Below are 20333 nucleotides of genomic sequence, written 5' to 3' on the forward strand. Positions count from 1 at the left end.
AGGCGGTAAGGATGACCAAGGCGGCAAGGATGACCAAGGCGGTAAGGACGACCAAGGCGGTAAGGATGACCAAGGCGCGGTAAGGACGACCAAGGCGGCAAGGATGACCAAGGCGGTAAGGACGACCAAGGCGGTAAGGATGACAAAGGCGCGGTAAGGACGACCAAGGCGGCAAGGATGACCAAGGCCGGTAAGGACGACCAAGGCGGTAAGGATGATCAGAACGGCAAAGATGATCAAGATAACAAAGCAATCAATGAAAAACCAGTTATCAAAGTGGACAAAGACGAAATCTTCGTAGAAAAAGGTAAGAAAGACTTTGATGTGAAGAAAGAAGCGAAGGTATCCGTAATAGATAAAGAAGACGGTGATTTAACAGATAAAGCTGTAGTAGAAGGTTTAGATACAAGTAAAATTGGCGAACAAAAAGTGAAAGTAAAAGTAATGGATAAAGATGCGGGTACAAGTGAGAAAGAAATTACAGTGAATGTCATCGATGTGAAAGATAACATTGAAATAAATAAAGAAGATATCGTCGATGGTAAAGTAAAAGAAGATAAGATTGATAAAACAAAAGTGATTGAAGGTTTAAAAGAAGAAGACAAAGAGAAAGTGAACGTAGAAATCACAGTGGATGAAGAGAACGGAAAAGGAACAGTAACTGTGAAAGATAAAGATGGAAATACAATTAGTAAAAAAGAGGTCATTGTGAAAGTGAAGGATGACCAAGGCAGCAAAGATGATCAGACTGGAAAAGATGGAAAGGACGGCCAAGACGGAAAAGATGGCCAAGACGGAAAAGATGGCCAAGACGGCAAGGACGGCCAAGATGGCAAGGACGGCCAAGACGGTAAGGACGGTCAAGATGGAAAGGATGGTCAAGACGGTAAGGACGGCCAAGATGGCAAGGACGGCCAAGACGGTAAGGACGGTCAAGATGGCAAGGATGGTCAAGACGGTAAGGACGGTCAAGATGGCAAGGACGGCCAAGACGGTAAGGACGGTCAAGATGGAAAAGATGGTAAGGACGGCCAAAACGGCAAGGACGGCCAAGATGGCAAGGACGGCCAAGACGGTAAGGACGGCCAAAACGGCAAGGACGGCCAAGATGGTAAGGACGGTCAAGATGGAAAAGATGGTCAAGACGGTAAGGACGGCCAAAACGGCAAGGGCGGCCAAGACGGTAAGGACGGTCAAGATGGCAAGGACGGCCAAGACGGTAAGGACGGTCAAGATGGAAAAGATGGTAAGGACGGCCAAAACGGCAAGGACGGCCAAGATGGCAAGGACGGCCAAGACGGTAAGGACGGCCAAAACGGCAAGGACGGCCAAGATGGTAAGGACGGCCAAGACGGTCAAGACGGAAAAGATGGAAAAGGTGGTAAGGACGGCCAAAACGGCAAGGACGGCCAAGATGGAAAAGATGGTAAGAATGGCCAAGATAACAAGGTAATCAATGAAAAACCAGTTATCAAAGTGGACAAAGACGAAATCTTCGTAGAAAAAAGTAAGAAAGACTTTGATGTGAAGAAAGAAGCGAAGGTATCCGTAATAGATAAAGAAGACGGTGATTTAACAGATAAAGCTGTAGTAGAAGGTTTAGATACAAGTAAAATCGGCGAACAAAAAGTGAAAATCAAAGTAACAGATAAAGCAGATGAAACAATAGAAGCGGAAATTATAGTGAATGTGATTGAAATTCAAGACAAAATTGAAGTAAATAAAGAAGACATTGTTGAAGGGAAAGTAAAAGAAGATAAGATTGATAAAACAAAAGTGATTGAAGGTTTAAAAGAAGAAGATAAAGAGAAAGTGAACGTAGAAATCACAGTGGATGAAGAGAACGGAAAAGGAACAGTAACTGTGAAAGATAAAGATGGAAATGTAATTAGTGAAAAAGAAGTAACAGTGAAAGTGAAAGACGACCAAGGCGGCAAGGGCGACCAAGGTGGTAAGGATGGCCAAGACAGTAAGGATGATCAAAAAGAAAAAGACGATCAGAACAGTAAGGATGATCCAAGCAGCAAAGATGATAAAACTACAACTAACTTGAATAAAGATACTATAAACAATCAAGGGAATAATGGTGGTCAAGGTAATACGAATAATGAAAGTAATAAAGGTAATGGAACGAACTCTGCAAAAGAGTTACCACAAACAGGAGCAAGCGCATCTGCTTATCCGTTAGTTGGTTCTTTATTAGTTCTGCTTTCAGGTGTAGTAGCATTCTTTAGAAGAAAGAAATAAAGTGAAAAATGGTCGTTAGGGGAAACTCTAGCGGCTGTTTTTTTATTCGTGAAAAGGATTTGCTATAAGTTGAGAGAAGAGTATATCAATTAAATGATTAGGAGAGGAATGCTTATGAAAAAGTGGGGGTGTTTATGTAGTTTTTTGATTATGTTAGTAGCATGCTCACAAGCTAACACTACAATTGATAAGAAGAATGATGTCATTGTAAAGGGAGCAGGAATTCTCAATCTAGATAAATTTGAAAAGTTCGTTTTGAATGTCGAGCAAAGGGAAGTTGATAAAATAAGAATTGTACAGTATACCCATGAAGGTGACCCGATTTTTCAAACGTTAGAGCGTAGTAAGAACGATATACTTTATGTGTCAGATAATAGAAAAGACCAATTTGCCGGTGATAATAAAGGGTTATATAAAGATAGTTGTAAAAGTATTGTTAAAGACGAGCGCGAATCAGGAACCACTTATAAGCTAATAGATTGTACGAATGAAGATGGGCGCAATGGATATGATGTATTATATGTACCTAAAAAATAGAGTTAGTAGAGGAAGGAAGTATATACTCCTTCCTTTTTCTATGTATATATTGTCGAAAACTTTACCGAATATCTGTTCGTTTTTTTAGGTTTTTTATAGGCATTCGTGGTAAAATAATAATACAGATTTTTATGAGGAGGTCGGATTTTCTTGGAACGTCAATTTGAAATTGTCTCAGCGTATTCCCCGCAAGGTGATCAGCCGGTAGCTATAGAGAAGCTTGTAGAGGGAATTAATAGCGGAAAGAAAAAGCAAGTGTTGCTTGGAGCGACAGGAACGGGTAAGACATTTACGATTTCAAATGTCATTAAAGAAGTGCAAAAGCCAACACTTGTCATGGCTCATAATAAAACGTTAGCAGGACAGTTATATAGTGAGTTGAAGGACTTTTTCCCAAATAATGCAGTTGAATATTTTGTTAGTTATTACGATTATTATCAACCAGAAGCGTATGTGCCGCAAACAGATACGTTTATTGAAAAAGACGCACAGATTAATGATGAAATTGATAAATTGCGTCACTCGGCAACGTCTGCATTATTTGAACGGGATGATGTAATTATCGTTGCGAGTGTTTCGTGCATATATGGTTTAGGTTCTCCAGAAGAATACCGCGAGTTAGTTGTTTCACTTCGAGTTGGTATGGAGAAGGATCGCAATCAATTGCTTCGTGAACTTGTTGATGTGCAGTATGGACGTAATGATATTGATTTCAAGCGCGGTACATTCCGTGTGCGCGGAGATGTAGTTGAAATCTTCCCGGCATCACTTGACGAGCATTGTATCCGAATTGAGTTTTTCGGTGATGAAATTGATCGTATTCGCGAAGTAAATGCGTTAACAGGGGAAGTATTAGCAGAACGTGATCATGTAGCAATTTTCCCAGCATCTCACTTCGTTACACGTGAAGAAAAAATGAAGGTCGCTATTGAAAATATCGAAAAAGAACTAGAAGAGCGTTTAAAGGAATTAAATGATAACGGCAAGTTGTTAGAAGCGCAGCGTATAGAGCAGCGCACACGTTATGATTTAGAAATGATGCGCGAGATGGGCTTTTGTTCAGGTATTGAAAACTATTCCCGTCATTTAACACTCCGTCCAGCGGGGGCAACGCCGTATACGTTATTAGACTATTTCCCGAAAGATTTCTTAATCGTTATGGATGAGTCGCACGTATCAGTGCCGCAAGTAAGAGCGATGTATAACGGGGACCAAGCGCGTAAGCAAGTACTTGTGGATCATGGATTCCGTCTGCCATCAGCTTTAGATAATAGACCGCTCACATTTGATGAGTTTGAAGAGAAAACGAATCAAGTTATTTACGTTTCAGCAACACCGGGACCGTACGAATTAGAGCAGTCGCCAGAAGTAATAGAACAAATTATTCGTCCAACAGGGCTTTTAGATCCGCCAATTGATATACGACCAATTGAAGGGCAGATTGACGATTTATTAGGAGAGATTCAAGATCGCATTGCAAAAAATGAACGTGTATTAATTACAACTTTAACGAAGAAGATGTCAGAGGATTTAACAGACTACTTAAAAGATGTAGGGATTAAGGTGAATTACCTGCATTCTGAAGTGAAAACATTAGAACGTATTGAAATTATTCGGGATCTTCGTCTTGGTAAGTTTGATGTTCTTGTCGGTATTAACTTATTACGAGAAGGGTTAGATATTCCAGAAGTATCACTTGTAGCTATTTTAGATGCTGATAAGGAAGGATTCTTGCGTTCAGAACGTTCATTAATTCAAACAATCGGTCGTGCAGCACGTAATGAAAACGGCCGCGTTATTATGTACGCAGATCGCATAACGAGATCGATGGAAATTGCGATTGAAGAAACGAAGCGTCGTCGTAGTATACAAGAAGCTTACAATGAAGAGCATGGTATTACGCCGAAAACGATTCAAAAAGGTGTGCGTGATGTAATTCGTGCAACGACAGCTGCTGAAGAAACAGAAACGTATGAAGCAACGCCAGCTAAGAAGATGACGAAAAAAGAGCGTGAAAAGACAATTGCGAAGATGGAAGCAGAAATGAAAGAAGCAGCAAAAGCGTTAGACTTCGAGCGTGCAGCTGAATTAAGAGATTTACTATTAGAATTAAAAGCGGAAGGGTGAAAAGAGTGAGTAAGAGCAAGGATTTTATCGTTGTAAAAGGTGCTAGAGCACATAACTTAAAAAATATTGATGTAACCATTCCGAGAAATCAGCTTGTCGTTGTAACAGGATTGTCTGGTTCGGGGAAATCATCATTAGCATTTGATACGATTTATGCAGAAGGGCAGCGCAGATACGTAGAATCGTTATCTGCGTATGCACGCCAGTTTTTAGGACAAATGGATAAACCGGATGTAGATACGATTGAAGGATTGTCACCAGCAATTTCAATCGATCAAAAAACGACGAGTCGTAATCCGCGTTCAACTGTTGGAACGGTAACGGAGATTTATGATTATTTACGTCTATTATTTGCGCGAATTGGTACGCCAATTTGTCCGAATCATGGCATTGAAATTACATCACAAACAGTAGAGCAGATGGTAGACCGCGTCCTTGAATATCCTGAACGTACGAAATTACAAGTGTTAGCTCCTATCGTTTCTGGCCGTAAAGGTGCACATGTGAAAGTACTTGAAGATATTAAGAAGCAAGGATATGTTCGTGTACGTGTTGATGGTGAAATGCTTGATGTGTCTGAAGATATTGCGTTAGATAAAAATAAGAAGCATTCCATTGAAGTTGTAATAGATCGTATTGTTGTAAAAGAAGGAATCGCAAGCCGTCTTGCGGATTCACTTGAAAGTGCATTAAAGCTTGGCGGGGGACGAGTGTTAATCGATGTTATGGGAGAAGAGGAACTTCTATTTAGTGAGCATCATGCTTGTCCGCATTGTGGTTTTTCAATCGGAGAATTAGAGCCGCGTATGTTCTCATTCAATAGTCCGTTCGGTGCATGTCCTTCTTGTGATGGACTTGGCTCAAAGCTAGAGGTAGATTTAGAACTTGTTATTCCGAACTGGGATTTATCATTAAATGAACATGCGATTGCGCCTTGGGAACCGACAAGTTCACAATATTACCCACAGCTTTTACAATCTGTATGTAATCACTACGGCGTTGATATGGATGTGCCTGTGAAAGATATACCGAAAGATTTATTTGATAAAGTGTTGTACGGAAGCGGTGAAGAGAAAGTTTATTTCCGCTATGTAAATGAATTTGGTCAAGTAAAGGAAAATGAGATTTTATTTGAAGGTGTTATTCCAAATATTGAACGTCGTTATCGCGAAACGAGTTCTGATTACATTCGTGAGCAAATGGAAAAGTATATGGCAGAACAAGCTTGTCCGAAGTGTAAAGGTGGACGTTTAAAACCTGAGAGTTTAGCTGTTTTCGTTGGCGGAAAAACGATTGCTGATGTAACGAAATATTCTGTTCAAGAAGTACAGGAATTCTTCTCAAGTGTGGAGCTAACAGAGAAACAACAAAAAATTGCTCATTTAATTTTAAGAGAAATTCAGGAGCGCGTTGGGTTCTTAGTGAACGTCGGTTTAGATTATTTAACGTTAAGTCGTGCCGCAGGAACTTTATCAGGTGGTGAGGCGCAACGTATTCGTTTAGCGACACAAATTGGTTCTCGTCTTACTGGCGTACTTTACATTCTTGATGAGCCTTCTATCGGTTTGCATCAGCGCGATAACGATCGTCTTATTCGTACATTGCAAGAAATGCGTGATTTAGGTAATACGTTAATTGTTGTTGAGCATGATGAAGATACGATGATGGCAGCTGATTATTTACTTGATATCGGGCCTGGCGCAGGTATTCACGGTGGACAAGTCGTATCAGCAGGTACACCAGCTGAAGTGATGCAAGATGAGAATTCGCTAACAGGGAAGTATTTAAGCGGTAAAGAGTTTATTCCAGTTCCACTTGAAAGACGTAAAGGTGACGGACGAAAAGTGGAAATTGTCGGTGCAAAGGAGAATAACTTAAAGAACGCGAAAATGTCATTCCCGCTTGGTACGTTTGTAGCGGTAACAGGTGTATCTGGATCAGGTAAAAGTACGATGATTAATGAAGTACTATATAAATCGTTAGCGCAAAAGTTATATAAAGCGAAAGCGAAGCCAGGTACGCATAAAGAGATTAAAGGTCTTGAGCATTTAGATAAAGTAATCGATATTGATCAATCACCAATCGGTCGTACACCACGTTCTAACCCTGCGACTTATACAGGTGTGTTCGATGATATTCGTGATGTGTTTGCCCAAACGAATGAAGCGAAAGTGCGCGGATATCAAAAAGGACGTTTCAGCTTTAACGTAAAAGGTGGACGTTGTGAAGCGTGCCGTGGTGATGGAATTATTAAAATCGAAATGCACTTCTTACCAGACGTATACGTTCCGTGTGAAGTTTGTCACGGTAAACGTTACAACCGTGAAACGTTAGAAGTGAAATATAAAGATAAAAACATTTCTGAAGTGTTAGGGATGACGATTGAAGACGGGGTAGAGTTCTTCGCTAATATCCCAAAAATTAAGCGTAAACTTCAAACGCTTGTAGATGTAGGGCTTGGTTATATGAAATTAGGACAACCAGCTACGACGTTATCTGGTGGTGAAGCACAGCGTGTGAAATTAGCTTCTGAATTACACCGTCGTTCTACAGGTCGTACATTATACATTTTAGATGAGCCAACGACTGGTTTACATGCGCATGATATCGCACGTCTGCTAGAAGTGTTGCAACGTCTTGTTGAGAGCGGTGAGACGGTACTTGTAATTGAACATAATTTAGATGTAATTAAAACAGCGGATTATATCGTTGACCTTGGACCAGAGGGCGGAGACAAAGGTGGACAAATCGTTGCTTCCGGAACGCCAGAGCAAGTAGTGAAAGAAGAGCGCTCGTATACAGGTAAGTATTTAAAAGAGATTTTAGATCGTGATAAAGCAAGAATGAAAGAGAGAATAAAAGAAGTAGAGTTATCACAATAAGTTTAGTAATAAAAACCGAGTTGAAATGACGCTCGGTTTTTATTGTATAGGGGGAGAAGATGGGGTTTTAAGAAATTTATAAGGTATCAAAATGGAATTGTAATGGAGGGGGATTATGTCAATTAATCATAAATCACTTGCCCAATTTATTGTAGAAGCGAAAAGAAGGACATATGCATCTCAGGGAGATGACGCATCGGTTCAGGCGTTATTAAACGGATCGAAACAACTTGAGTACAGTAGCGGTGATTATTTTTATCGAGATATTTATTTTGGTTCAGCTTTTTTTATTGGACAAGAAACTGTAGAGTTTGAGAATCGTCCCATTTGGTCAATGGTCTATTCAGGTGGTGTCACTAACCCAAACTCAGATTGGGATATCATGGGTCCAATTTATAACTTTCTTCGCCAAGCATTAAGGTCAGTTGATACGAATTCTATCTATCGTGGTCCAAATTACTATAAATTAGGTACATATATTTTCAAGAATGAGTATGAAGGCACTCTTGATTGTTTTCAAGGTAAAGAAATTATTCTCATAGGTGATGAAAAGGTGTATGAATTGAAATATAGCGGTGGAATAGTACGATAATTATTTTAATAGAACCACAATGTGAAAAGAGAAAAAGAAATACTTAAAGGGGAAAGAAGCAGAAAACGCGTTTCATAATGAATTGAAAAAGGAGTGCTACATCTTCTATCAACACTGTAATGATGTACTATTAATAAAAGATGCAAGTGTATTAAGTATGGATGATATATTACGTGAAACAGATGATATGTATAAAGGCGATATTTACATTGTAGATAAAGATTTCACTTAGACCTTTGTGAAAATTCATGAACATAGGTGGTGTGGTCCCTATTTCACAAAGAGATGTTGGTAGGTATACAAGCGTGAAGAGTAGAATAAGTTGATATAAGTGTTTGCTGATACTTGCGTTTATTATCTATTAGCGTATGATGAAAGATATATGTTTAAAAGGATGTGTAAGAAAATGAGATGGATTGTATCACTTCTTGTAAATAGTGTTGTGTTAATCGCTGTATCGGGACTTTTAAAAGGGATTGCACCAGACGCGTTTTACGTAGCAAATATACAAACTGCAATTATTGCGAGTATTATTTTGGCTGTTTTAAATGTGTTCGTAAAACCGTTTTTAATTTTAATTACGCTACCAATTACTGTTGTAACTTTCGGTTTCTTCTTAATTGTTATTAATGCGATTACGTTAAAAATAGCAGATTCATTATTAGGAGACGCATTTAATATATCAGGTTTCGGTGTAGCGATTGTTGCGGCAATTTGTATTTCAATTTTTAATATGATTATTGAAAAGGCAATTGTGGAACCTTTATATGAAAAAAAGAGAAAATGACAAAAAGAAAAACATTTCATGATATGTATGAAATGTTTTTTTCTATTTATTAGAAACCGTATTTCTTGTTTCCAGAAAAAAATGGTACAATATCCGGTAGAATGGAATTTTACATCAAATGAGACTGAACCCGCAGCGGAGTGGAGGTTTATACATATGCCGAAAGTAAGGACAAAAGATTTAATTGAACAATTTCAATTGGAGTTAATAAGTGGTGAAGAAGGAATTCATCGTCCGATTGATACAAGTGATTTATCACGACCTGGTATTGAAATGGCAGGATTTTTTACATATTATCCAGCTGATCGCGTGCAGCTTCTTGGAAAGACGGAGCTGACGTTCTTTGACACGTTAACGTCAGAGCAAAAACAAGAGAGAATGAAAGCGCTTTGTACTGAGGAGACGCCATGTATTATTGTAACTCGTAATCAAGATGTACCAGATGAGTTGCTGCAAGCATCGCGTGAATCAGGCATGCCTTTATTACGCTCTTCTCAAACGACAACGAGATTATCAAGTCGTTTAACAAATTATTTAGAAGGTAAGTTAGCACCAACAACAGCTGTACACGGTGTGTTAGTTGATATTTACGGCGTTGGTGTTTTAATTACAGGACAAAGTGGTGTCGGTAAAAGTGAGACAGCTCTTGAGCTTGTGAAACGTGGTCATCGCCTTGTTGCGGATGATAGTGTAGAAATTCGCCAAGAAGATGAAGACATGTTAGTTGGAAGCTCGCCAGATTTAATTGAGCATTTATTAGAAATTCGTGGTCTAGGCATTATTAACGTTATGACGTTATTCGGTGCAGGGGCAGTGCGAAATTATAAGCGTATTACACTTGTTATTAATCTTGAAATTTGGGATCAAAAGAAAAACTATGATCGCTTAGGTCTTGATGAAGAGAAGATGAAGATTATTGATACAGAACTTACGAAGATTACACTTCCAGTTCGTCCTGGTCGAAACTTAGCTGTTATTATTGAAGTGGCAGCGATGAACTTCCGTTTAAAACGTATGGGAGTCAATGCAGCACAGCAGTTCTCAGAACGATTAATGAGTGCGATTGAGTTAGGGAATCAGGAGTAAACATTGGAGAGGGAGGTCATACATATGCTGTTAGGTTCTGTACCACAGCTTGACCGCGTAGCTATCCAACTTGGACCGTTTCCTGTTTATTGGTACGGGATTATTATCGGTACAGGTGTGCTATTAGGTCTTTGGCTAGCAACTCGCGAAGGAGAAAGGCTAGGTATTCCAAAAGATACATTTGTTGACCTTGTATTAATTGCAGTACCGATCGCTATTCTATTTGCGAGAATGTACTATGTTATTTTTGAATGGGAATATTACGCGCAAAACCCGAGTCAAATTATTAATATTCGTCAAGGTGGCTTGGCGATTCATGGTGGCTTAATCGGGGCTGTTATTACAGGGATTCTTTTTGCGAAACGCCGCGGAGTTTCATTCTGGAAGTTGGCGGATATTGCTGCGCCAAGTATTTTACTAGGACAAGCAATTGGCCGATGGGGAAACTTTATGAACCAAGAGGCACATGGTGATGAGGTAACGAGACAGTTTTTAGAAGGCCTTCATTTACCGGATTTCATTATTAATCAAATGTATATTGATGGTGTTTACTATCACCCGACGTTTTTATATGAATCATTATGGAATTTTGCAGGGGTAATTTTACTACTTGCATTACGAAAAGTGAATTTACGCCGCGGAGAATTATTCTTCACATATTTAATTTGGTATTCAATAGGGCGCTTCTTCGTAGAAGGGTTACGTACAGATAGTTTAATGCTAGGGCCACTTCGTATTGCACAAGTAATGTCAATTGGACTTGTTGTTATTTCTGTTATTTTCATTATTGTGAGACGAAAAATGGGGCAAGCTGATAAAAGATATTTAGAAAATTAGAGAAAAGTAGCATCTTATTATAAGATGCTGCTTCTTTCATATTCAGGAAAGAGAAAGGACTAAGGCAATGAAAATAAATACAGTGTTATTTGATTTAGATGGAACGTTAATTAATACAAATGAACTTATTATTTCTTCTTTTTTACATACTTTACATACATATTATCCAAATCAATATAAGCGTGAAGATGTATTGCCATTTATCGGTCCATCTTTACATGATACTTTCAGCAAGATTGATGAAAGTAAGGTTGAAGAGTTAATTACAAGCTATCGTCAATTTAACCATGATCATCATGATGAATTAGTAGAAGAATATGAAACTGTATATGAAACAGTTCAAGAGTTGAAGAAGCAAGGTTATAAGGTTGGTATTGTTACAACGAAAGCGAGACAAACCGTTGAAATGGGATTAAAGTTTTCAAAGCTTGATGAGTTTTTTGATGTTGTTGTGACAATTGATGATGTCGAGCATGTGAAACCACATCCAGAGCCACTTCAAAAAGCGCTTCAGTTATTAGATGCGAAACCGGAAGAAGCATTGATGGTTGGGGATAATCATCATGATATTGTTGGCGGACAAAATGCGGGTACGAAAACAGCTGCGGTTTCATGGACGTTGAAAGGTAGAGCGTATTTAGAGGCTTACAAGCCAGACTTTATGCTAGATAAAATGAATGATTTATTGCCGATTTTGTCCGACATGAATCGTTCGTAAAGATAAGTAGAGGAGCGAGTGAAGTGCGACGGACAACGCGCTATCCTGTTTCAGGAGAGAATTCATTATGGAATGTGTATAAAACAGTATCTTTTTGGAAGGTAATGAAAAACTTTATGATTATCCAAATTGCACGTTATACACCTTTTTTATCGGTCAAGAATTGGTTATACCGCACATTTTTGCGGATGAAAGTAGGAAAGAAAACATCGTTTGCGCTTATGGTAATGCCAGACATTATGTTCCCGGAAAAGATAACTGTGGGAGAAAATTCGATTATAGGCTATAATACAACGCTTTTAGCACATGAATATTTAATTCGAGAATATCGACTTGGAGAGATTGTTATAGGAAATGAAGTGATGATTGGAGCGAATACGACTATATTACCAGGTGTGAAAATTGGAGATGGTGCGATTGTTTCAGCTGGTACACTCGTTCATAAAGATGTACCAAGCGGTGCTTTCGTAGGTGGAAATCCAATGCGTGTTATTTATACAAAAGAAGAAATGGATGCTAGAGAAGGTTGATGCTAAAAATGTAACATTTCTCTTCTTTTTTAATGAATAAAAAGGAAATAATTGAGTATAATATACTGTTTTGTTTTTTACGGAATCGTTTATACTTATAGATAGAAGAATGTGTGAACGAAGAAAACAAAAAACTGGAGGATATATGGGGAAAAATCAAAGAATATATAAGGAGAACGGACAAGTTATCTCTTTTAATCAATTAGCGGACTTCTTTTATAAAAAAGGGATGAGGGCTTACAAAGGACAAAAATTGCAAGATGCAATTAAATATTTTCGAAGAGCGGCACAAAGTGAGAAGGAGCCGTTTATTTTATGTCAATTAGCAACAGTATTATCTGAGGCTGGTGAATATCAAGAGTCGAATCAAACCTTCTTTAAGCTTGTTAGATCTAATCCAGAACTTGAACAGTGTTATTATTTTATTGCAAATAATTATGCATATATGGGGCTATTTCAGCAGGCGAAGAAGTATGCGGATCGCTATTTAGAAGTTGCAGAAGAGAAGGAATTTGTTGAAGATACATTAGAATTACTTGAAATTATGGAAGAAGAAGCGATGGGTGCGGAAGAGATTGAGGATGAAGATGATTTAATTGTTATGCAGGAAGAAGCCAATCGTTATATTCGTAACGGACAATTGGAAGAAGCAATTGCTACATTAGAAATTGTTACGAAAGATTATCCGGAATTTTGGTCGGGGCATAATAATTTAGCCATTGCGCATTTTCAATCTGGTAATGTAGATAAGGCGCTGAAATTAACGGAAATGATTTTAGAGAAAAATCCTGGTAATATACATGCGCTTTGTAATACACTTATTTTTCTATATTCAATTGGAGAGCATAAACAGGTAGAGGCGTTAGCTGCTCAGTTAGTTTCGGTATATCCGATTTCGTTTGAACATCGTTTGAAACTTGGGACGACACTTGCAACAATTGGTCATTTCGAGCCTGCATATAAATGGTTCAAATTATTAAAGCGTCAAGGATACGAAGGAGACGTTAGTTTTTATTATTGGTTTGCATATTCTGCGTATATGGTAAAAGATCAGCAAGTAGCTGAAAAAATGTGGCAACATGTTGTAGAATTGCACCCTGATAAAAAGGGAAAAGAACCGTGGAATGCATTGAATTTAGCGGATGAAGGACAAAACGTGTTATTTGAAGAATTACGAAAATCATTTCAGCAAAGTGCGACGCTAGAGGAACAAATGCTAGCTTTATATTTAATGAATGAATTATCAACGCCAGAGAAGGTTGGATTCTTCTTTGATGTAACGCAGGCGAAGAATGGTGTTCCGATCGTATCGCAACTTGCAAAGTATTTCTTTTTACTGAATAGCCATAAGAGTATTCCGGCTGATTTACAGCAATTTGAACAGTGCGCGCGAATCGCGGATGCTTTATACAATTATACGAAAAAAGATGATGAATTAATCGAAGAGTGTTTACAATTTTGGTTTTGTACGTTCATACGTTTATATACATCTGGGGCAGTTTTTACAAATGTATACGGCTGGTCAGCTGCGGTTGAATATATTGTACGCAGTGAACAAGGAAATAAGATGACACAGTCGGAGCTCGGAGATGTGTATAATGTATCTGTAGCGACTGTTCGAAAGTATGTGCAAGCTGTTAAGCGTACGCACACATAGATAAGCAAATCATTGGGAAAAAAATGATGCGAACAGTATAATGAGGGTAACTTAATTGTGTAGGAATGGATAGGAGTGAATAGTGTGTCGGAAGAAAAAATTTATGATGTCATTATTATTGGTGCAGGACCAGCTGGTATGACAGCTGCAGTATATACATCTCGTGCGAATTTAAGCACATTAATGCTTGAGCGTGGTATTCCAGGCGGACAAATGGCAAATACAGAAGATGTAGAAAACTACCCAGGTTATGAGTCTATTTTAGGACCAGACTTATCAAATAAAATGTTCGAGCATGCGAAGAAATTTGGTGCTGAATATGCATACGGTGATGTGAAAGAAGTCATCGATGGTAAAGAATACAAAACAATTATTGCTGGCAAAAAAGAATATAAAGCACGTGCAATTATCGTTGCAAGTGGTGCAGAGTATAAAAAAATTGGTGTACCAGGTGAAACAGAACTTGGCGGCCGCGGTGTATCATATTGTGCGGTATGTGATGGTGCATTCTTTAAAGGTAAAGAACTTGTAGTTATTGGCGGCGGAGATTCTGCTGTTGAAGAGGGTGTGTTCTTAACACGCTTTGCATCAAAAGTAACGATCGTTCACCGTCGTGACACGCTTCGTGCACAGAAAATTTTACAAGATCGTGCTTTCCAAAATGAAAAAGTAGACTTCATTTGGAACCACACGATAAAAGAAATTAACGAAGCAAATGGTAAAGTAGGAAGTGTAACACTTGTAGATGTAAACAGTGGAGAAGAGAAAGAAGTCAAAACTGACGGCGTATTCGTATACATCGGTATGTTACCACTATCAAAACCATTTGTTGAACTAGGTATTACAAATGAAAATGGTTACCTTGAAACAAACGAGCGTATGGAAACGAAAGTTCCTGGTATTTTCGCAGCAGGTGATGTTCGTGAAAAAATGCTACGTCAAATTGTAACTGCAACAGGTGATGGTAGTATCGCAGCACAAAGTGCACAACATTACGTAGAAGAATTATTAGAAGAACTAAAAACTGTATCAGAAAAATAAGGGATAATATACCTTTTGAGAAGAAAGCTACCGATAGGAGCTTTCTTCTTTTTTTTGTGTGAAAATGTCAAAGTTTTGTCAAAAAATATTGAGATTATAAGCTTTCTTATTGATATACTGGACTTTACGGAAAAAATCACTATAAGAAATGAGGAATTTATTCAGTATGGAATGGCGTAATATATATCGTGGATTTTGTATGGGCGTTAGTGATTTAATTCCTGGTGTGAGCGGCGGTACAATCGCTGTTGTGTTAGGGATTTATGAACAATTGCTTGCGGCAATTAGCGGATTCTTTAGTCGTGAATGGAAAAAACATTTAGGATTTTTAATTCCACTTGCAGCTGGTGTGGCAGCAGCGTTTTTAACGTTAAGTCACGTTATTAAATATTTACTTGCAAATCATTATGAACCGACTCAATTTTTCTTCCTCGGTTTAATTATTAGTATATTACCGATGTTAATGAGAGAAGCTGATGCAAAGTCGTCGTTTAAAGGTAAGCACATTGTTTTATTAATAGTTGCAGCAATTCTTGTTGCGATTACAGCTTTCTTTAAACCAGATAAGACAGCAGATCCAATTACGACGTTAACAATTTTAAATGCAATTGGTTTATTTTTCGCAGGATGGATGGCTAGTATGGCGATGTTACTTCCTGGAATTAGCGGATCGTTTATTTTATTAATTATTGGTGTGTATCCGACAGCAATTAATGCTTTAACTACACTCAACTTACCTTTAATCGCAGTTATTGGTGCTGGCGTTATGGTAGGGTTCGTTGTAAGTAGTAAAGGAATTAGTTTCTTATTAGATCGATATAAAAGTATGACATTTGCGGCAATTATTGGACTAGTTATCGGTTTGATTGTAATTGTTTTCCCTGGTATTCCAACTGGAGGATTTTCAATTATAAGTTCAATTATTACCTTTATTTTAGGATTTGCGATTGTTACTTATTTCGGTAAGAAGTAAGGGCTGGAGTCCCCTTGGCGATAAAAGTCGTTAAGGGGATTTTTCATGCTATTCACTGAAAGTCCAGGCATTTACATTGCTTGTTATAAAAAGCTTTTTTAAAATTGTTGAGTAGCAGTGCTTAGCGAAAGGGGGACTGGCTCCTTCGTTGTAGCAAACTGTTTTTGATAGTATAATGAAATGAGTATGCAGTGAGAAATTTGCTGCAAGTAGCTGAGGTGAAGAAACATGCAAAGAGTGACAAACTGTGTGTTAATTAGAGATAATGAAGTACTCTTACTCCAAAAACCTCGCCGGAATTGGTGGGTTGCACCAGGCGGGAAAATGGAGCGTGGTGAGACTGTAAGAGATTCCGTTGTTCGCGAGTATCGTGAAGAAACAGGTATTTATTTAAAGAACCCAGCGTTAAAGGGGGTCTTCACCTTTGTCATCCAAGAAGGTGATAAAGTTGTTTCTGAATGGATGATGTTCTCCTTTTTAGCGACAGATTTTGCAGGAGAAAACAAACTAGAGAGCGAAGAAGGCATCATTGGTTGGCATACATTTGATAAAATTGATGATTTAGCAATGGCACCAGGAGATTATCACATTATTGATTATTTAATTAAAGGAAATGGCATAATCTACGGTACATTTGTATATACCCCAGATTTTGAGTTGCTTTCATATCGATTAGATCCGAGTTAAACCGTCAAGGAGAGGATACGATGACAGAGAATAATGATATAAAAATGGTAATTATTACAGGAATGTCTGGAGCTGGAAAGACAGTAGCTTTACAAAGTTTTGAAGATTTAGGATATTTCTGTGTGGATAATTTACCACCGATGTTATTGCCGAAGTTTATTGAGCTTATGGCGGATTCAAAAGGAAAAATGAATAAAGTAGCACTTGGTATTGATTTACGTGGCCGAGAGTTTTTCGAACATTTATGGGAAGCGCTTGATGATTTATCAGAACGTACATGGATTATTCCTCATATTTTATTCTTAGATGCGAAAGATAGCACGCTTGTAACTCGTTATAAAGAAACGAGACGCTCGCATCCACTTGCACCAACTGGTCTGCCGTTAAAGGGAATCGAAGCAGAGCGTAATTTATTAACAGATATGAAGGCACGCGCGAATATTGTGCTTGATACATCGGATTTAAAACCGAAAGAATTACGTGAAAAAATTGTTCACCTATTTTCAACTGAAACTGAGCAAGCATTTCGTGTAAATGTTATGTCATTTGGATTTAAGTACGGTATTCCAATTGATGCAGATTTAGTATTTGATGTTCGTTTTTTACCAAATCCATATTACATTCCACATATGAAGCCATTAACAGGACTAGATGAAGAAGTTTCATCGTATGTGCTGAAATTTAATGAGACGCATAAGTTTTTAGAGAAATTGACTGATCTTATCACTTTCATGCTGCCTCATTATAAAAGAGAAGGCAAGAGTCAACTTGTAATTGCAATTGGATGTACAGGTGGACAGCATCGTTCTGTTACGCTTACAGAATACCTTGGGAAACATCTGAAACCAGAGTATAGCGTTCATGTATCTCATCGTGATGTGGAGAAGAGAAAGGGTCATTAAGGGATGAAAAAAGAGAGAAAGCCTAAAATTGTTATCATGGGAGGCGGAACGGGACTTTCTGTTTTATTACGAGGATTAAAACAATATCCGGTTGATATTACAGCAGTTGTTACAATCGCTGATGATGGTGGCAGTTCAGGTAGATTACGTGATGAGCTAGAAATTCCACCCCCAGGTGACATTCGTAACGTACTTGTTGCGTTATCAGATGTAGAACCACTGGTGGAAGCTTTATTTCAGCATCGTTTTACAACGGGAGATGGGCTGAAAGGTCATGCGTTAGGAAATTTATTATTGGCAGGTATGACCTCGATTACAGGAGACTTCTTCCACGCTATTACAGAAACGAGTAAAGTTTTAAATGTTAGAGGACGTGTATTACCAGCAGCGAATCAAAGTGCAGTACTGCATGCGGAACTAGAAGATGGAGAAATTGTAACAGGTGAGTCAAAGATTCCTTATTTCGGAAAGAAGATTAACCGTGTCTTTTTAACTCCAGAAGATGTAGAACCGTTACATGAAACGTTGACTGAAATTAAACGAGCTGATTTACTTGTTTTCGGTCCAGGAAGTTTGTATACGAGTATATTACCGAATTTAGTTGTTAACAAAATTGGGGACGCTGTTCTTGCTGCAAAAGCAAAGAAGGTATATGTGTGTAATGTTATGACGCAAGCTGGTGAAACGATGGGATATACTGCGTTTGACCATGTGCAGGCGTTACATGATCATTTAGGTGAACCATTTATCGATACTGCAATTGTAAATAACCGTGATATTCCTTGTGAATTACGTCAGTTATATGAGGAAGAAATGTCGGCGCCAGTTGTAGTAGATGAAGAGCGTTTTACTGAAAATAATATTAATGTGATTCAAGATCAATTAGCGAAGTATGATGACCGTGTTGTAAGACACGATACATTAAAATTAGCTTCTATTTTATATTCACTGTTGTAGATGTGCGTTGCCTCGTTTGAGGTAACGCTCCTCATTTCATATAGGACAAGATTTTTGTTCCACAATAATCGTATAAGGAGGTGTTGACTGTGTCATTTGCATCAGAAACAAAGAAAGAATTGACGAATCTGGAGATGAAGGAATGCTGTGAGAAAGCAGAATTATCAGCGTTACTTCGCATGAACGGATCGCTTTCTTTTTCAAATCGTCGTCTATCAATCGATATTCAAACGGAAAATGCGGCAATTGCAAGAAGGATTTATACGCTTTTGAAAAAAGGATATGACGTGACGGTAGAATTACTTGTTCGTAAAAAAATGCGATTGAAGAAAAACAATGTATATATCGTAAGGCTTGTTGAGAAGTCGCGCGAAATATTAGCTGATCTTCATATCGTTCGAGACGACTTTTCATTTATTCGAAATATATCACAAGAATTAATTGAGAAGAAATGTTGTAAACGATCGTATTTACGCGGTGCATTTTTAGCAGGTGGTTCAGTAAATAACCCAGAAACATCATCTTATCATTTAGAGATCTTTTCGTTATATAAGGAACATAATGATGCTATATGTGAACTGATGAACGGATTTGATTTAAATAGTAAGACGTTGGAAAGAAGAAAAGGGTACATTACGTATTTGAAAGAAGCAGAAAAGATTACAGAGTTTTTAAATATTATAGGTGCTCATAATGCACTTTTAAGATTTGAAGACATTCGAATCGTACGTGATATGCGTAATTCTGTAAATCGCTTAGTGAACTGCGAAACAGCTAATTTAAATAAAACAATTGGTGCAGCGCTAAGGCAGATTGAAAATATCCGTTATATTGATGAGACGGTTGGTCTTGATATATTGCCGGATAAACTACGAGAAATTGCGCAACTACGAAGAGATTATCAAGATGTAACATTGAAAGAGTTAGGTGAGATGGTATCCGGAGGGAAAATTAGTAAATCGGGTATTAATCATCGTTTGCGTAAAATCGATGATATTGCAGAGAAATTACGCGCGGGGGAAACGGTAGCAAAAAAATAAGAGGTTAAAGGGGAAATGGAGCTGTGGTTCAAAAAAGAGTTCAGGTTTCATTAAAAAACGGTTTACAAGCACGTCCGGCTGCGTTGTTTGTACAAGAGGCCAATCGCTTTCATGCAGATATCTTCATCGAGAAAGATGGAAAGACAGTAAATGCAAAGAGCATAATGGGGATTATGAGCTTAGCAATTGGAACTGGTAGCATGATAACAATTACAACAGAAGGTTCAGATGCAGAAGAGGCTTTAGAGGCGTTAGCTGCATATGTACAATAAGAAGCTATCGCGCATGTGCGATAGCTTTTTTGTTGTTTGGGGCTTGTTGGTGGGGGTATGTGGGGTGTGCGTACTTGTCGAGAATTGTCGGTAAGTCGATAAGTTGTGTCGAAACGTCGATATATTAAAATAATCGCCGATATAATTGGAGTTACGGTCGATATATTTGAAAAATCGCCGATATATTTCGGTTGATACTAGGTGGGGTATGTGGGCGGAGAACAGCATATAAAAAAAGCGCCCTGTTATAGGGCACTTCTGCTTTTAATCTATCCAGCTCCAGCGGCTAGAATCTCCGGTTGTTTCGCTTTTACATTCGAGGCAAAAAACGCCTCGGATGTAAAAGCTCCAACACCCTGCGATTCTGAACGAGCCGCTTCTGCTTTTAGTTATTAACGATTTGTAAAGATCTTATCGATTAAACCGTATTCTAAAGCTTTTTCTGCTGTCATGAAGTTGTC

19 protein-coding genes and 1 pseudogene are annotated in these 20333 nt (G+C 38.2%); 19 read left to right on the plus strand and 1 reads right to left on the minus strand.

Annotated features, from left to right (window positions below):
• Nucleotides 1-177 precede the first annotated feature (177 nt).
• The 19 genes and pseudogenes from PDQ68_RS26940 to PDQ68_RS27030 all read left to right on the plus strand — a co-directional run bounded on the left by PDQ68_RS26940 (nucleotide 178) and on the right by PDQ68_RS27030 (nucleotide 19872).
• Nucleotides 178-2247 (plus strand): LPXTG cell wall anchor domain-containing protein, encoded by a 2070-nt coding sequence (locus PDQ68_RS26940; protein WP_270787116.1) that lies wholly within the window; start codon nucleotides 178-180, stop codon nucleotides 2245-2247.
• A gap of 114 nt (nucleotides 2248-2361) precedes the next feature.
• Nucleotides 2362-2784 carry a DUF4362 domain-containing protein gene (locus PDQ68_RS26945; RefSeq protein ID WP_142238369.1) on the plus strand — a complete coding sequence of 141 codons (423 nt, stop codon included), beginning with the start codon at nucleotides 2362-2364 and terminating at the stop codon, nucleotides 2782-2784.
• A gap of 150 nt (nucleotides 2785-2934) precedes the next feature.
• On the plus strand, nucleotides 2935-4911 hold the full coding sequence (gene uvrB, locus PDQ68_RS26950; protein WP_000441061.1) for an excinuclease ABC subunit B: 1977 nt from the start codon (nucleotides 2935-2937) through the stop codon (nucleotides 4909-4911).
• 5 nt (nucleotides 4912-4916) lie between these two features.
• Complete coding sequence (uvrA, locus tag PDQ68_RS26955; RefSeq protein WP_016718906.1) at nucleotides 4917-7793, plus strand: excinuclease ABC subunit UvrA; 2877 nt, start codon at nucleotides 4917-4919, stop codon at nucleotides 7791-7793.
• Nucleotides 7794-7908: 115 nt separating this feature from the next.
• Nucleotides 7909-8385: a DUF5680 domain-containing protein gene (locus PDQ68_RS26960; protein ID WP_061182746.1), complete on the plus strand. Its 477-nt coding sequence runs from the start codon at nucleotides 7909-7911 to the stop codon at nucleotides 8383-8385.
• A 28-nt stretch (nucleotides 8386-8413) separates the two neighbouring features.
• A pseudogene (locus PDQ68_RS26965) lies at nucleotides 8414-8617 on the plus strand (DUF4275 family protein); the annotation flags it as partial.
• A 174-nt stretch (nucleotides 8618-8791) separates the two neighbouring features.
• On the plus strand, nucleotides 8792-9172 hold the full coding sequence (locus PDQ68_RS26970; protein WP_001267308.1) for a phage holin family protein: 381 nt from the start codon (nucleotides 8792-8794) through the stop codon (nucleotides 9170-9172).
• A 156-nt stretch (nucleotides 9173-9328) separates the two neighbouring features.
• Nucleotides 9329-10258: an HPr(Ser) kinase/phosphatase gene (gene hprK, locus PDQ68_RS26975; protein ID WP_001127250.1), complete on the plus strand. Its 930-nt coding sequence runs from the start codon at nucleotides 9329-9331 to the stop codon at nucleotides 10256-10258.
• A gap of 24 nt (nucleotides 10259-10282) precedes the next feature.
• Nucleotides 10283-11095 carry a prolipoprotein diacylglyceryl transferase gene (lgt, locus tag PDQ68_RS26980; RefSeq protein ID WP_000924231.1) on the plus strand — a complete coding sequence of 271 codons (813 nt, stop codon included), beginning with the start codon at nucleotides 10283-10285 and terminating at the stop codon, nucleotides 11093-11095.
• Nucleotides 11096-11162: 67 nt separating this feature from the next.
• Entirely contained in the window at nucleotides 11163-11813 is a 651-nt protein-coding gene (ppaX, locus tag PDQ68_RS26985; protein WP_061182745.1) for a pyrophosphatase PpaX, read from the plus strand.
• Nucleotides 11814-11836: 23 nt separating this feature from the next.
• A complete protein-coding gene (locus tag PDQ68_RS26990; protein WP_001255081.1) occupies nucleotides 11837-12343 on the plus strand; it encodes an acyltransferase in 507 nt (168 codons plus the stop codon).
• A 145-nt stretch (nucleotides 12344-12488) separates the two neighbouring features.
• Nucleotides 12489-14000, plus strand: coding sequence for a tetratricopeptide repeat protein (locus PDQ68_RS26995; RefSeq protein ID WP_016718902.1), 1512 nt, complete (start codon nucleotides 12489-12491; stop codon nucleotides 13998-14000).
• A gap of 84 nt (nucleotides 14001-14084) precedes the next feature.
• Nucleotides 14085-15041, plus strand: a complete 957-nt coding sequence (gene trxB, locus PDQ68_RS27000; RefSeq protein ID WP_001288072.1) for a thioredoxin-disulfide reductase — start codon at nucleotides 14085-14087, stop codon at nucleotides 15039-15041.
• Between the two features lie 166 nt (nucleotides 15042-15207).
• Nucleotides 15208-16014 (plus strand): DUF368 domain-containing protein, encoded by an 807-nt coding sequence (locus PDQ68_RS27005; RefSeq protein ID WP_270787118.1) that lies wholly within the window; start codon nucleotides 15208-15210, stop codon nucleotides 16012-16014.
• A 228-nt stretch (nucleotides 16015-16242) separates the two neighbouring features.
• Nucleotides 16243-16701, plus strand: coding sequence for an NUDIX hydrolase (locus PDQ68_RS27010; RefSeq protein WP_001190080.1), 459 nt, complete (start codon nucleotides 16243-16245; stop codon nucleotides 16699-16701).
• A 20-nt stretch (nucleotides 16702-16721) separates the two neighbouring features.
• A complete protein-coding gene (rapZ, locus tag PDQ68_RS27015) occupies nucleotides 16722-17603 on the plus strand; it encodes an RNase adapter RapZ (protein WP_000138457.1) in 882 nt (293 codons plus the stop codon).
• Between the two features lie 3 nt (nucleotides 17604-17606).
• Complete coding sequence (locus tag PDQ68_RS27020) at nucleotides 17607-18560, plus strand: gluconeogenesis factor YvcK family protein (RefSeq protein WP_000712175.1); 954 nt, start codon at nucleotides 17607-17609, stop codon at nucleotides 18558-18560.
• Between the two features lie 89 nt (nucleotides 18561-18649).
• Nucleotides 18650-19600: a DNA-binding protein WhiA gene (gene whiA / locus PDQ68_RS27025; RefSeq protein WP_000006561.1), complete on the plus strand. Its 951-nt coding sequence runs from the start codon at nucleotides 18650-18652 to the stop codon at nucleotides 19598-19600.
• A 23-nt stretch (nucleotides 19601-19623) separates the two neighbouring features.
• Nucleotides 19624-19872 carry an HPr family phosphocarrier protein gene (locus PDQ68_RS27030; RefSeq protein ID WP_000250307.1) on the plus strand — a complete coding sequence of 83 codons (249 nt, stop codon included), beginning with the start codon at nucleotides 19624-19626 and terminating at the stop codon, nucleotides 19870-19872.
• Nucleotides 19873-20264: 392 nt separating this feature from the next.
• Here PDQ68_RS27030 and PDQ68_RS27035 read toward each other — a convergent pair.
• The coding region (locus tag PDQ68_RS27035) for an ATP-dependent Clp protease proteolytic subunit (RefSeq protein ID WP_172795883.1) at nucleotides 20265-20333 on the minus strand (69 nt) is incomplete at its 5' end.

This window comes from Bacillus cereus group sp. Bc010 (genome assembly GCF_027716745.1).
Lineage (GTDB): Bacteria > Bacillota > Bacilli > Bacillales > Bacillaceae_G > Bacillus_A > Bacillus_A pacificus.